11 protein-coding genes and 2 pseudogenes are annotated in these 13,421 nt (G+C 64.9%); 6 read left to right on the top strand and 7 right to left on the bottom strand.

What is annotated here, in order from left to right:
* Nucleotides 1–45: 45 nt before the first annotated feature.
* The 4 genes and pseudogenes from ACF1G2_RS34605 (at nt 46) to ACF1G2_RS34620 (ending at nt 3,036) form a co-directional block, all read left to right on the top strand.
* Nucleotides 46–814 (top strand): annotated as a pseudogene (locus tag ACF1G2_RS34605) (transposase).
* Between the two features lie 166 nt (nt 815–980).
* Nucleotides 981–1,760 (top strand): hypothetical protein, encoded by a 780-nt coding sequence (locus ACF1G2_RS34610; protein WP_391802124.1) that lies wholly within the window; start codon nt 981–983, stop codon nt 1,758–1,760.
* Nucleotides 1,761–1,950: 190 nt separating this feature from the next.
* On the top strand, nt 1,951–2,364 hold the full coding sequence (locus ACF1G2_RS34615; RefSeq protein ID WP_391802125.1) for a hypothetical protein: 414 nt from the start codon (nt 1,951–1,953) through the stop codon (nt 2,362–2,364).
* Between the two features lie 6 nt (nt 2,365–2,370).
* A complete protein-coding gene (locus tag ACF1G2_RS34620) occupies nt 2,371–3,036 on the top strand; it encodes a hypothetical protein (RefSeq protein ID WP_391802126.1) in 666 nt (221 codons plus the stop codon).
* Between the two features lie 115 nt (nt 3,037–3,151).
* Here ACF1G2_RS34620 and ACF1G2_RS34625 read toward each other — a convergent pair whose 3' ends face one another.
* Together ACF1G2_RS34625 and ACF1G2_RS34630 are read right to left on the bottom strand one after the other, a co-directional pair.
* Nucleotides 3,152–3,526 (bottom strand): transposase, encoded by a 375-nt coding sequence (locus ACF1G2_RS34625; protein ID WP_391802127.1) that lies wholly within the window; start codon nt 3,524–3,526, stop codon nt 3,152–3,154.
* A gap of 256 nt (nt 3,527–3,782) precedes the next feature.
* Nucleotides 3,783–4,277, bottom strand: coding sequence for a GNAT family N-acetyltransferase (locus ACF1G2_RS34630; RefSeq protein ID WP_391802128.1), 495 nt, complete (start codon nt 4,275–4,277; stop codon nt 3,783–3,785).
* A gap of 767 nt (nt 4,278–5,044) precedes the next feature.
* On the opposite strand from ACF1G2_RS34630, the gene ACF1G2_RS34635 reads away from it, so the two are divergent.
* On the top strand, nt 5,045–6,598 hold the full coding sequence (locus tag ACF1G2_RS34635) for a hypothetical protein (protein ID WP_391802129.1): 1,554 nt from the start codon (nt 5,045–5,047) through the stop codon (nt 6,596–6,598).
* Nucleotides 6,599–6,926: 328 nt separating this feature from the next.
* Here the strand turns inward: ACF1G2_RS34635 and ACF1G2_RS34640 are convergent, their stop codons facing one another.
* The 4 genes from ACF1G2_RS34640 to ACF1G2_RS34655 form a co-directional block, all read right to left on the bottom strand.
* Nucleotides 6,927–7,685, bottom strand: coding sequence for a twin-arginine translocation signal domain-containing protein (locus ACF1G2_RS34640; protein ID WP_391802130.1), 759 nt, complete (start codon nt 7,683–7,685; stop codon nt 6,927–6,929).
* A gap of 6 nt (nt 7,686–7,691) precedes the next feature.
* On the bottom strand, nt 7,692–8,174 hold the full coding sequence (locus tag ACF1G2_RS34645; RefSeq protein ID WP_391802131.1) for a hypothetical protein: 483 nt from the start codon (nt 8,172–8,174) through the stop codon (nt 7,692–7,694).
* 10 nt (nt 8,175–8,184) lie between these two features.
* Nucleotides 8,185–10,410 (bottom strand): glycoside hydrolase domain-containing protein, encoded by a 2,226-nt coding sequence (locus ACF1G2_RS34650; protein ID WP_391802132.1) that lies wholly within the window; start codon nt 10,408–10,410, stop codon nt 8,185–8,187.
* A gap of 177 nt (nt 10,411–10,587) precedes the next feature.
* Nucleotides 10,588–10,977, bottom strand: coding sequence for a hypothetical protein (locus ACF1G2_RS34655; RefSeq protein ID WP_391802133.1), 390 nt, complete (start codon nt 10,975–10,977; stop codon nt 10,588–10,590).
* Nucleotides 10,978–11,971: 994 nt separating this feature from the next.
* Here ACF1G2_RS34655 and ACF1G2_RS34660 point away from each other — a divergent pair.
* Entirely contained in the window at nt 11,972–12,253 is a 282-nt protein-coding gene (locus tag ACF1G2_RS34660) for a heavy-metal-associated domain-containing protein (protein ID WP_391802134.1), read from the top strand.
* A gap of 15 nt (nt 12,254–12,268) precedes the next feature.
* Here ACF1G2_RS34660 and ACF1G2_RS34665 read toward each other — a convergent pair.
* Nucleotides 12,269–13,099 (bottom strand): annotated as a pseudogene (locus ACF1G2_RS34665) (IS5 family transposase).
* Between the last annotated feature and the right edge of the window lie 322 nt (nt 13,100–13,421).

Here is a 13,421-nt window from a genome sequence, read left to right on the forward strand (position 1 = left end):
TAAGGGCTGTCCCGTAAGCGATCTTGCCCTGCGATGATCTCGACTGTGTCAGGCGTGATCACGGCGTCCGAGCCGTCATGGATAGCTTCGTTCACCGGTCTGAGTCCCCGCGTCTTCGCCAGGTTGGTGACCGCGCTGCGTCGCGAGGGTGCCGACTCCCCGGGTCGGGGCCGGCCGTGGAAGCTGTCGTTGGAGGACCGGGTACTGCTGGTCACACCGCGTATTGGCGGACGAACTTGACGATGCGGCAACTGGCCCTGTTGTTTGGGGTGTCGAAGTCGACCGTGGACCGGGTGATCGACGACCTCGGCCCGATGTTTGCGCTGCGTCCCCGCCGACGGTTCGCCAAGGACGCGGTGCTGATCGTGGACGGCACCCTGGTGCCCACCCGGACCATGGGGTGGCCGAGCAGTCGAAGAACTACCGCTATTCCACCAACCATCAGGTGGCCATCGACGCCGACACCCGCCTGGTCGTCGTGGTCGGCCGGCCGTTGCCGGGCAATCGCAACGACTGCCAGGCTTGGGCGGAGTCCGGCGCGAAGGACGCCGTCGGCAACACGATGACCATCGCCGCTGGCGGCTACCTGGGTACCGGGCTCGTCATGCCGCATCGGCGCCGCAAGGGAGAGGATCTCCCCGACTGGAAACAGGCACACAACAAGTCTCACAAGTCGGTTCGCGCCCGCGTCGAGCACGCCTTCGCCCGGATGAAGACCTGGAAGATCCTGCGCGACTGCCGCCTGAGGGGGGATGGAGTGCAGCACGCGATGCACGGCATCGCCCGCCTGCACAACCTCGCCCTCACCGGATAGTCCCACCCTGCAGGGGAGCGGTTCGCGGGCGGACCGTCTTGCTCGAATGGCGTCGCACGGTAGCTGTCCTCGTCCGGTGAACTTGGACCGATTGTCATCGGAGTCGGATCCCGGGCTCTTGTCAGTGGAGTGCGCTTTCCTGTCCTCCATGGAGTTCACTCATCCGATGCTCAACAACCTGCTGGACCGGATCCCCCGGCCGAGCGGGGTTCTGTACCTCTCGCAGGACAGCGACCCGCACGCGCTGGTCGAGAAGCTGGCTTCCCGCCACGGGGAACCACGGACCCTGGTCCTGGACGGCATCACGGCCCGGGACGTGAGCGAGGTTCATGGCGCAGGTCTCCTCGACCTCCTCGAAGACCGTGCCGAGACAGTAGTGGCCTGGGCCTATGGGGGACAGTGGCTCGGCGCGGGTACTGCACGGGATGCGCAGGGCGACATCGTGCCGGTGCTGGCGGTCACCCCGCGGCAGATGCAAGCACTGCCCGCAAGGATCGCCGGCCGGGACGGAGACTGGGTCGAGAGGCTCATCGGTATCACCGGCTGGATCCTGCCGCCGCAGCGACCGGACGTGGACTGGGCGCAGGTCGAGGCGCGCGTGGGCACGCGTCTCCCCCGCGACTACAAGCGCATGGTGGAGACGTTCGGGGAGGGCGCCTTCGACGCTTACCTCCACCTGCATCAAGAACCGTGGACCGACTTGAAGGAGGACGGCCTGCTCGTCTGGGCAGGCACCGAGCACGAGAATCTGTACTGCTGGCAGATCGACGACAAAGACCCTGACCGCTGGCCCGTCACCATGCAGACATTCGACGGCGAGAACGTTCCCTTCGACTGTTCAACCGCGGAGTTCGTCTGCCGCATCCTCCTTGAGAAGGACCACCCCTTCACGATGGCTCACTACTTCGACACTCACTGGTTCATGACCTACCGCACGAACGCGTGAATCCTCCTGGCCACGGCCACGCAGGAACCGGTCCAAGTTCGGTGGCAACCGATCCAGGGCGGATGGTTACGGGACAGCCCTTAGGGGGCGCGCACCCTGGGGCAAACCTCGCGCGGACCAGCGCGGTCCGCCCGCCGGACGGCCGTATGGTGCACCGATTCACGTCCCGTCTCTCGCGCTGGAGGGCTCAATGACCGCTGCACGTCTCGTCTCCACCGTCGCTGTGCCGTTGGCCCCGGGGGCCGCGGACGCGCCAGCGCTCCTATGCCGGGACAGCCATAGGCTGCTCGTGCAGCGCGGCGACGCCGAGCTCGTCGCGTTCGACCTGGACTCGGGTGCCATGATGCGCTTTCCCGCCCCCTGGCCGCGCAGCTTCGGCGCCGTGACGGTCTCGCCGGACGCCGACTCAGTCGTCTTCGCCGGGGTGCACGCCTTGTGCTGCGTGGACGGGTCCGGGGCCGTCGTGTGGGAGGTGCGCCACGGCTGCTGGACCGGCGAATGCCCCCAGCTACACCGGGAGTTCGCGGAGTACGCCGACGACAGCGAGCACGGCTATGCCGACAGCGGCTCGGCCGCCTACTCTACCGACGGCAAACTCGTCTGAGCCCACGTGCGCGCCCCGCTCGCCGCTGACGGTCCCGACGCCGAAGTGGACTACGACGAGACTGCGGAAGAGCTCTGGCTAGTCCTCGACGCAAGCGACGGTACGGTCCTCGGACATGTGCAGACGCGCACTGTGGCCTCCGGCTCGCACCACACCACACATCCCGATCCGGCTCAGATGGGCCTGAGCATCGGCGAGGGCGCGGAGGGTTCGCCCGCCCTGTGGGGCCGGTTCGACGGCAAGGTCCTGTCCGTCGAGAAGATTCAAGACGAAACGGTGCATCTCGACGTGAGCCCGTCGGGCCAGCATTTCCTGGCGACGGACGTCCAGCAGGACGCCCTCTATCTGCACGCGGTCGGCGACGGCGCGATGCTGCGGGACCTGGACGCGGTGAACACCGGAACGGAGTGCCCAAACGGCGACGAGGCCTGCTGGGACCTGGAAGCCGCCTTCCTGGACGAGGGAACCGTGATCGCAGGCACCTCGGGGAGCAATGCCAGCCATGGCGAAGCCCGCTACTGGCTGATCGGCACGGACGACATGGAGCTGGTGGCGCCGATCGGGTATCCCCAAGTTGTCACGGGGTCGGCCAGATCCGCGGGCGATGGCGCCTGGTACACCGTGTCCGAGGACGGAGCGATCGTTTACGTGTGGGAGCTGGTGGCGGACTGAGCCTTCTACCCTTTTCACCCCCAGGCAGACCGGGCCGCAAGCCGGCTCGCCGGTCCCAAGCTTTGCACACGACGGCGCCACCACGACTGAACTGCAAGGTGACTGCCGCTGCCGGTCATGCTGCGGTTCCGCAGACCATCATCGACTGGGGGCGGCTTCGATTGTTCGAAACATTCCCGAACGCCCAACCGCAGGTGTGCTCCGCACAGCTCTTGAGCCGGGCGGCAGCCCCGGCCGTAACCAGCTCGCTCCACGCGATCGCCAGCGCGGTGAACGGCCTGCGTTCCCTCGACAGCCCCGCCGCAAGGGTCAGGAGCCACGCCACGGCTGTGCCGAGGTACTGGCGTTGGACACCAACGGTGTGCATGCCCTTCTGCACGTCCCCGGTCTCATCAAGCACCTGCACTCCAACCTCGTCGTGAGGTTGATCCAGGACATACTCGCGCACGCCGTCGGCATCCCATGGGGCCGGGCCGAGCTGGTGCTGCATGCCGTTGGGGCGGCCTCTCCGGCCCACTCAGCGATGCCCTAGGAGTCGTTGCATGGCAGGTCCGACAGCCGCTCCAACATCAAATCCCGTACCCGACGAGGGGGTTCAACCCTGGCGAACCGGTCGGCTATCCGCCTCGAACTTCCTCTCAGCGAGCAAGGTCTGAGCGGCCGCCGCAAGGCCGTTAGTCCTCATACACCGACGATCAGCAGTGACCACATTCGTCTCCCAGGCGATTTACGGACGAGAGCAAGGTCTATGGCTGGAGGTCGCGCTGGTACCAGGTGCCTGACTTGCCGCCGACATCGGCCGGGGTGGCCGGGCCAACCGGAACGAACCCGACCTTGGCCAAGACTTTCTGGGACGCGGCGTTGTCATGGGAGGTGGCCGCCCGCAGTGTGCGCAAGCCGTACATCGCTGTCGCCATCCGGCACAGCTCCCGGATGGTCGCGGTCGCCACACCGCGGCCGGCGACCTGCTCCGCGACCCGGTAGCCGAGCCTGGCAGTGCCGTCCTCCAAGTCGTACAGGTTGAACCTGCCGAGTACCGAGCCGTCCTCGGCGACGAGCACGTAGAAGGCGCAGATGCCGGCCTCCTGCTCCGCCAGCGAGGCGTGGTACCGGTCGGTGAACTGGTTGAAGAAGTCGTCGCCGCGGTCGGAGATCGATGCAGCGAAGTAGCTGCGGTTCGCCAGTTCAAAGGCCAGAACCGCCGGGGCGTGGCTGACGTGGAGCCGCTTCAGTTCGGGCATTCTCCAACTCTATCCAGATTGTGCACTGCGACCAGCTGAGTTTCCGCCAGCGGACAGGACGATCTACGGCTGGAGAATTGAGGGAGCCCGTTGTGGGGATCTATCCGTGCATTCCGACAGTCGTGACCGTCAACAGCCTCCTGGCCCGCAGCGATCGGTCCCGGCTGGCGTAAATGCGCCACGGTCATCGCGTTGCATTTGTTTGCTGAAACATGACAACCTTCCGTACGCGCTGCCCGTACCTGGATGAACGGCAATCAGGACTGCATTCTGGTCACTCTCTAGTGCGCCTGCAACAGGCTCTCGCGTTATGCGTGACAGTTTCAAGTGCGGACTCTATCGTCTTGATGACTGTCGCGCAGACGTGGTCAATCAATGTAGGCGCAAGGGTGCGCTCGGTTCCTGGCGCCAATTGACCAACACGCCAAACGTATCGATAGACCCGAAATCCTCGATCGCATGAAAATAGTTCTCTATGCCATAGCCGCATGCCGGCTCGGGAGGAGGAAGAGCCCGATGATCAAGGGAACCAATGCATCCTCTGGATAACCCTGATGCTGTTCAACCAAATCATCTACAGAAACCGTTGATTGTCGAGTCGTATTGCCATGCTCTTATAGCGAGGTCTACACATGAAAAAATCTTCCAGTCGAATGCACTGCATAGCCGGAGCAATCGTGGCCGGGGCGCTGACATGCGGGGTCGTAGCAGTTCCCGACGCCTCAGCCGCTGCTGGCCACAAGCCGCCCGCTGAGGTGATGGTGGCAGTGGCCACCGAGGACATGCCGCACGACGGCTTTGAAGACGAACCTGGCGGTGAGCAGGACGATTTCGCGGGTACCTCCGCCACGCCTTCGGCGAGGCCCGCTCCTTCGGCGTCCCGCTCCGCGGGGCTCTACGCAGCCCCCATCCCTGGTCGTGCCAGCGACTTCCAGCTGGCTGCGGGCGCCTCCCTCACCTCTCTGGTGAATCAACTAGACGCCGCACTGCCCAAGCAGGGCCTCACCGACCTTATGGAACAGGCCAACCGGGAGGCTGGCTGGGAGGGTGCCTGCGGCTCCACCGACATCTACGGGCCCGACCTTTCCGTGAATCACCGGGTGTGCTGGAAGAGCGACGATGCAACGTCCTCCGAGTGGGTTCCACAAGCCATCACCGGCGTCTCGGACGCGCAGGAGGACGAGGACTGGGGAACTTCCAACTCCGATCCCATTGCCGTCGCTTCGTACGATGCGGAAAACCCCGGACGCAGTGACTACGAAGCAGGCCGCGAAGACTGTGTCCAGACCACGGCCTCCGACGCGTGCAACGAGAAGGGCGTCCGGGTCACCTTCTTCAACGCAGCCACCCAGATGTACCGCCACGTGCTGCTGGTCTGGCCCTACATCAACTCCGCAAAGCATGTTTCCTTTGACGGTCTACATGCACGCGAGGGCACATGCACCAGCTCCGTGACAACGAGCTGCCAGGCCCTTAATGGCATTCACGCGGGCGGCATGGTCTGGTACGGCGACTATCTGTACGTTGCCGACACCGCCAACGGCATGCGGGTTTTCGATCTCCGTCGAATCATGGACCTCAACCCCGACAACAACGCTGACGTCAATGACCCGACGCCCGACGGACTCGTCAGCGACGTCCTTGATAAGAAGCGGGTAGGCCGCCAGAGCAACGTCTGGTACAGCTTCGGCTACCGATACGTCATGCCGCAGGTAGCCACTCTCAGGTTCACCGCACGCAAGGCCACCGGCGACAGCAGCGGCAACCAGTGCTACGCCACCGCCCGTCCCAAGGCATCCTATGTCTCCCTGGACCGGACGGGTACGGACCACCTCGTCCTTGGCGAGTACTGCAACACGAACAACGGCGGTACCAGCTCGGGACGGGTGGGCGCCTATCCGATGACTGCCCTCACCGCTGCCGTCGAGGGCGCGACCGGCACGACCGCCAGCGCGGACATGGCGTTCGGCCTGCCGACCGGAGCGACCTTCAACGGCGAGGCGCTCTGGCACAAGATCCAGGGCGCCACACGCTACGAGGGTAAGTGGTACTTCCACCGCAGCAACGGATACGACAACGGTCGGCTGCTCCAGGCTGCAGCAACCCTGGTCGACGGCACCACCCAACTGGCTGGCAATGGGAGGGCGCTGCAGAGTTCCTTCGGTCCCGAGGATATGTACCTCGCACACGGCCGCGGCGACGGCTTCGCACCGCAGCTGTGGTCGCTGAGCGAACACGCTCAGGGCAGCAAGTGCTCGCTCTGTAAGCGTGAGTTGTACAGCTACAACATGAGTGAAGTAATCAGCGGCTTCACCTCGTAGCGCACACACCTGCCCCGCACGCCCTGGAGCGCCGTGCGAGCACAGAAACTGGCTCGTACGGCGCTCGGTTGGCGATGATGCTCGGTCTCGGGGATCTGGCAGGTACCACCGGCCGGCTTCGGCTCTGGCCAAGGCCGTGGGTAGGAGCAGCCGCCAGGACATGGAGTAGGAAGCATTACCGCAGGGCGCGCGCAGCGCTGGAGAAGAAGTGACACAGGATCGGCGAGGACCCGCGCCTTCTCGCCGCGCCACAGCGCGCTGCTCGGCCTTCATACGGTCAGCGATGTACCGCATACCTCAATGTGCCGACACCAGCCAACAAACCCAACTAGGTGGTGGTGCGCTGCTGGAGGAACCGTGACCTCGCGGCGGCGCGGCGATGGGGTGAGGTGATGTCGATCTGGCCGCCGGCGCCCTTGCCTGGCTTCTCGCTCCAGCCTTGGAGTTTGTGCGCGACCTGGGTGAGGTGGCGGCTATCGGGTCTGACGTCGATGTAGAACAGTGATTCATCGGCCTTAGCGTCATCGCCGCCCCAGCGCACGACACCGTCGAGTTCGGCGAGAATGTCGCGGATTACGAGTTCTTGATTCGGGAAGAAGCCGCCGGTCACGCCATGCGGGTAGTGCCCGGGACGAATCTGTACGGCGGTGCCAGATGCCTGGTTGCCTTCGGCGAGGCCCTTACGCACTTGTCCCGGGCTGCGCCAGCCGGTCACATCTCCCTTGCGCAGGGAGTCGACCTCGTAGTGGAAGCGGCGGATCAGGTGGACCAGCACGGTCTCGACCTCACCGATTCGCACCGCGACTCCGCTGATCGGTGTGCCGGGAACGGGGCGTGTCCTGATGGACCCGCCCTGGTCGGTGGCCTTCTCCATCTCCCATCCGTTTCGGCTGGGAACATCGGTGGACACCGCCTTGCGGCGGGCTCGAGCGCGGCGGGCCGCATCGCGGATCAGTTTGGGCTCGATCCAGCCTTGCGCGGCATAGGCCGGGGAGGCCAGGTACTGGGAGAAGGGCAGGGCGCCGGCTACCGCGGTTCCGGTCACGACCGCAGCGCGGCGGAGGAATGTGCGTCGGGCGATGGTCATGGGCTATCAAAAGCCTTCCTTGGATTCTCGGCTGTCCCGGCGATGCTGTGCCCGCGCAGCAGATACTGTGAGGGCTACAGCGCTCAGGCTGAGGGACGCTGCCGCGGGATTGACATAGCCGGGGACACCGACCTGATAGGTGACTCCGTGGGAGACATGGCATCCAAGGCCCAGCGGAATGAAGGAGGGCTGGTAGGCGTCGATGCTCCCGGACTGCGCTGGTCCCACTGCCTGTTTGCAGGCTTGATCCCGCCGGGTCTCGTCCATCAGCACCAGGTGTGCCGAACCCCAGACGTACAGCGCGGCGGCCGCTGCCGCCGCGAGTGCGGCCGCACACCGCAAGAGCAGCGGTGCGCTGGTGCGGCGGATTCCGCGGCGGGCGAGGTTGGTTCCTCCGTAGACAATCAGAGCGCCGGCGACGGGGAGTCCGATGAGAATGATCAGGATCAGCGCCAGGGGACTGTGGCCGGCGTATGAGTCGGCTGCCATGACCCTTCTCCTACGATCGGGACAGGCCGTTGTACTTCTCAAAGATCTGGTACAGAGCCATGCGCTTGGTGGCGTGCTCCTCCGCCTCGGCACCCCAGCCCTGGTAGCGACGCAGGATCTCGAAGATTTCAGACTGCGTGTACTGAAGGTTCATGGTCCGCATGACAGTCTCGCCGCCGGGCGGGTTGTTTCCGCCGGGCTTGCCACCCGCGTCCCACAGATGGATTAGCGCGACGGTGGACACGGCGAACTTGTTGTCGCCGTTGACCTGCTGCCACATGGTCCAGATGTCGGCGTCCTTGGCCGGATCCAGGGTGGGGCCCTCGGCGTAGCCCTTGGTGATGCAGTAGTTCCAAGCGCGGATGCCGACATCGCCGCTGATCTGGGCGATGCCTGTGGAGGTGTCGCGCAGCGGGATGACGCCTCCGCCGACGCCGGTGTGATAGTAGGCCACGGCGTGGTCTGCAGCTTGGTCGAGCAGGTCGTAGTGGCGCATCTCCCAGTAGGTGGAGGTCTGGATCAGTGCCTTGCGCATGTTGTAACGCAGAGACAGGTCGGTGATCTCCTCATCGAGGCTGAGCACGGTGTCGAGGCACTCGGTATGGGTGAAGATCCGGCCACCGTCTTCGTCTGCAAAGCCGATGGACTGCATGTAGGAGCTGATGCTGCTGTGCATCAGCGTGTACCAGCCGAGGTCGAACCGGGTGTCGGGCCCGTCGATGCGGGGCGCGTTGAACGAGTTCTGCCCGATGTCGCGGCCAGACGCGATGTTGACGTCCAGGTTGATTGAGCCGTCGCCGGTGCCGAGGGTGCGGGTGACGATCTGGTCGTAGGCCCAGTTGGCCGGCAGCGGATAGCCGTAGTTGCCGGAGAATCCGCTGGACATGTCCGAGACGAAGCTGGCCGTGGCGTGTCCGGCATCGGACACACGAATACACACGTTGCGCGGACCGTAGACCCCGATCATGTACGGGCTTCCGGAATTGGCCATGGCGTCTTCGACGCCCTTGAAGTAGGGCAGGACGTTGTCGGTGATCTCGTAGTCGTAGGCATCGAAGTCCACGGCGAAGAAGATCCGACTGCCCGTCTTGAAGCCGTGCCGCTCGGCCGCGTTGACAGCGGCGTAGCCGTCGGCGCTCCCTGAAGCGTAGGTGAATCCCTCCGCGTCGCGGCCATACGTCTGATAAATGGGAAAGCAGCGCAGTCCGTTGTCGGCGATGGTCTGCAGCTCGCCTGGCTGGATCTCCTTTTCCGGCAGGCTGGTCGTGCTGGGGTTGAGCAGATACCGGCCGACGTACTTGATGCCGGCGTTCTTCAGCGTCTGCGCACGAGCCGGAGTGATCTTGGTGACGCCGTCGCATGCCTCACCCTGGCGATCCTGGTCACCGTAGGAGACCAGGAGAGACGCCCAGGTGGAAAAGTCGCCCTGGCCGGTGACGGGGAGCTTGACGAAGCCCTGGAAGTCGCGGACCGCGGTAGCCAGATTGGTGTCGAAGCTGCCGGTGAAGGTGACGGGCCTCAGATTCAGCGCCATGGCGGCGGAGAACAACCGCACCCACACATCGGACGAGCCCGCCGCGACGGTGTGCTCCCTCAGCCCTGCCTTGGTCCCGGGGCCGAAGACACCGTTCGCAACGCCGTCCGCCATCCCCAGCTCGTACTGAATGGCGTACAGCATCGACTTCGCGACATCACGAGAATTGTGCCCGTCGCACGGGATGATATAGAAGTCCCTGCGCCGAACATAACGGCCGTTCAGCCACTGCTGGGCGGCGCGGATGACATTCGATCCGTTGTTCACGGGGACGTAGGCGTCCATGTTGAACAAGCCCTTGCAAACCTTCGGCCAGATTGAATGGCCAGGATAGGTGGTGGATACGCCCATGTCCTGGTTCAGCTTCAGGACCGCCGCTTGAACCCGCGCGTTGTAGGTGCCGTCTATCCCACCGCCGTCGTAGCCCTTGCAATACAGGGCGGACTGCAGAATCCGAACCAAGTCCCCCGCTGGCAGGGTCGTCTCGTCGAACTTCCCGTAGATCTCCCCGATCTTACCGAGGGTGGTGGGTCCGAAATTATCAGAAAGAACGGCAATGCCCAGCTCGTGCTGCAGCGCCCGTGTCAAGGCGTACATCGTCGGCCAGCCCGTCGAACCGTCCTCTGTAACGGTCATGCCGATGACACTGCCGTACCTGCTGTTCACGAATCGCTGTGCCTCAAGCACCATCGCGTCGACCATGCCGCGTCCCTATGGAGAGTGAGTATGAATTGCGTCAGCCGGAGATAGAGCTGCGGAGAGGTCGTCAAATGCCCAAAACCTTGCGCCATTCTTCGGCCGGATAGCGAACCCGACGCCTGCGCAGCCCGTGGCGCAAACAGGAGCCCGCCGGATGCTGCCACCATTGTGGCGTGCTGACTAAGCCTCTCCGAAGGCCACGGCGCCGCACGAGCTCCAGATAACGGTCTTCGTGCCGTATTCACCCGTGCACGCCTGGATGGCGACAGGCGTCCCCTCAGGAAGATCAAAATCATACAGCTTCTGTGTCCCCGCTCCCTGAGCGTTCCACAGGGTATAGGTGGAGGGAGTGCCGGTGTTCACGTCGACGATCGCGACTGCCGAGTGCCCGTCCGCCTCCTCGTCGATGATGCTCACCCACTCGCCGTCCGCCGTGAACGAGACCATAGACGCATAGAAGTTTTCGGCGCGGGTATAACAGTCGGTCCCCGCCCAGGCATTCGTACTCATCGTGACGGTTACGGCCGCCGCGGTGCCTACAGTGCACAGTATTCGCTGGTAGGTGCGCATGGATTCCCTTGGGTCAGAAGTCAATAACTTGGCAGCGCTTGCGGCCCTTTTCTGGGCATCCGGATGCCGTGATTGTGACACCCACTCAGACGATGCTCTGCGGCGCAAGACCGGGCCCTGCTGGCTTCACGTGCCACCGGCCGCAGCGACAGGAACCACGTTGCCCTGCCGAAGTGACAGGCCGTCGGCTAGATTAGACGACGAAAACAGCCATCGGAGTCTCCCGTCATGGCGCATATATGCCATTGGAGGAGCGCTTCCGCTCGGTAACCGATCGTGCGGCTGCGTCGCGTACGTCGGGCGACCTCGCGGCCTTCGGGAGCCTTGGTGGTCGAACCATCCGCAGCGATATGGATGACAAGGCCGACGACCCAGTCGTAGGAGTCGTGCGCGATCTGCTTGAGCCGCGCGAAGCTGCCCAGTTGTACCCACTCGTCGAGGTGGCTTCGGAATGTACTGGCTGAGAATGTCATGTCGGCGATCGCCTCGTAGGAACAGCCGAATGGCAGCAGTTGCGCAACCCAGCCAGCCCACAAGGCATGCCCCCGTTAGCTCGACGCGGTTGGTGTACGCCCGTTGGAGAGAGGTCTCTGCTCAGCGCTGGCCGAGCGCTGCCCACGGCGGCTTCGGCTGAGTGGGAGCGGCTTGCCCCGCCTCGCTGTTGATCGGCTCGCGGTGAGGCCGTCGGCGGCGATGCGCTCAAGCTCGGTCTCGATCGCGTCGGCGGCGCAGGCGTCGAACGGGCGGTCCGCGAACGGCGGCGACAGCGTCTGGGGATCCGTCGGTGACAAGCCCCGGCGGGTGTTGCTGCTCAGAGTGACGATGCGGCCGTCGACGGTGACGTTCGGGAGTGCTTGGGCAGCTCGGCCGGCTTGCAGGAGCCATCGGCTGCGAAGTTTGCGCAGCTTGCTAGGGATAGGGACTGGGGGTATACATAACAACCCAAGTCATACCCCCCACGGGTATGAGGATGAAATCAATCCAGGAGGCTCCCATGTCCTGCTGCACCTCTGACGGCAGCTGCTCCACCCCCAACTCCGCCGCACCGGCCGACAGCCAGAGGCTGATCACCGTCTACAACGTGTCCGGCATGACGTGCGGACACTGCACGGCCACGCTCACCAAGGAGATCGGCGCGCTCGCCAGCGTGCAGGCGGTGGAGGTCAACCTCGACAAGGGCCAGGTCTCGGTGACCACCACCTCCGCACCTGACGACGCGCTGCTTGAGAAGGTCATAGACGAGGCAGGTTACGAGCTCACCGGCCGAGCGGCCTAGGTCGTGTCCGGAAAGTCAGGGGTGCCAGAGTCGGAGGCAGGCGAGGGTGACCATGGCTTCGAAGTGGGCGGCTCGTTTGTCGTAGCGGGTGGCCAGGGCCCGGTTCTGGGTTGAGGCGGCTGAAGCAGCGTTCGACGACGTTGCGGCGTCGGTAGGCGGCTTTGTCGAGCCGGCATCGGGCTTCGCCGCGCCGGATGCGGCCGTTGATCTGGTCGATCCGCTCCGGGATCGTGCAGGCGATTCCCCGTCGTCGCAGGTAGGCGCGGATCTTGCGAGCCGAGTAGCCCTTGTCGGCGACGACGCGGTCGGGCCGGGTCCGGGGCCTGCCCGGGCCCGGCCGGGCGACCTTGATCCGGTCCATGACCGCTTCGAACTGGGTGCAGTCGTTGACGTTCCCGCCGGTGAGGGTGAAGGCGAGGGGCCGGCCCCGGCCGTCGCAGGCCAGGTGGATCTTGCTGGTCAGCCCGCCGCGCGACCGGCCGAGGGCCTCGCCCTCCCAGGGCCCCCTTTTAGGGCCCCGGCCGCGTGCTGATGGGCGCGGACCGTCGTGGAGTCCACGCACACGATCGACCAGTCGACGGTCCCGACGGCGTCGGAATGCTGCTGGACATGCGCCAGCAGCCTGTCCCAGGTGCCGTCGGCGGACCAGTGCCGGAACCGTTCGTAGACCGTCTTCCACGGCCCGTAACGATCGGGCAGGTCACGCCAGGCCGCACCGGTGGACAGCTTCCACAGAATCCCGTTCACCACCAGGCGCCGGTCCCGCACAGGCCTGCCCATCCGGCCCGGCGCCAGCAACGGAGCGATCAACGCCCACGACTCATCCGTCAGTTCATGTCGACGCACCACGAACGGAGCAACGAGCCATCGACTTTACGGACACGACCTAGCCCAGCTTGTTGTCGGGCCCGCTCCCGGGTCCGACACTCTCTATGCCCCCTCCCGCATCAGCCGGAGGAGCAGCACTGACGACCGCCGTCACCGACACCGCCGTGTCGAGCTCGTCATAAGCGGCATGACTTGCAGAACCAAGCGCAACCACGAGACTTTTGCATGAACGCCGTGTTCGGGTGGGCTGGACCGTGGCAACAGCTGGGTGGGGTGGGTGGTTAGCTGGCGAGGCGTGCCCAGACTTCTCGGGTGTCGGGGGTGATGTGGGTTCCCCAGT

This window comes from Streptomyces sp. NPDC013457, assembly GCF_043089925.1.
In the GTDB taxonomy this organism is placed as follows: Bacteria; Actinomycetota; Actinomycetes; order Streptomycetales; family Streptomycetaceae; genus Streptomyces.

What these genes read in the sequence shown, in the direction of transcription:
- ACF1G2_RS34610 (WP_391802124.1), top strand. Translation starts at nt 981, where the DNA reads ATGCTCAACAACCTGCTGGACCGGATCCCCCGGCCGAGCGGGGTTCTG.
- ACF1G2_RS34615 (WP_391802125.1), top strand. Translation starts at nt 1,951, where the DNA reads ATGACCGCTGCACGTCTCGTCTCCACCGTCGCTGTGCCGTTGGCCCCG.
- ACF1G2_RS34625 (WP_391802127.1), bottom strand. Translation starts at nt 3,526, where the DNA reads ATGCAGCACCAGCTCGGCCCGGCCCCATGGGATGCCGACGGCGTGCGC.
- ACF1G2_RS34630 (WP_391802128.1), bottom strand. Translation starts at nt 4,277, where the DNA reads ATGCCCGAACTGAAGCGGCTCCACGTCAGCCACGCCCCGGCGGTTCTG.
- ACF1G2_RS34640 (WP_391802130.1), bottom strand. Translation starts at nt 7,685, where the DNA reads ATGACCATCGCCCGACGCACATTCCTCCGCCGCGCTGCGGTCGTGACC.
- ACF1G2_RS34645 (WP_391802131.1), bottom strand. Translation starts at nt 8,174, where the DNA reads ATGGCAGCCGACTCATACGCCGGCCACAGTCCCCTGGCGCTGATCCTG.
- ACF1G2_RS34650 (WP_391802132.1), bottom strand. Translation starts at nt 10,410, where the DNA reads ATGGTCGACGCGATGGTGCTTGAGGCACAGCGATTCGTGAACAGCAGG.
- ACF1G2_RS34655 (WP_391802133.1), bottom strand. Translation starts at nt 10,977, where the DNA reads ATGCGCACCTACCAGCGAATACTGTGCACTGTAGGCACCGCGGCGGCC.
- ACF1G2_RS34660 (WP_391802134.1), top strand. Translation starts at nt 11,972, where the DNA reads ATGTCCTGCTGCACCTCTGACGGCAGCTGCTCCACCCCCAACTCCGCC.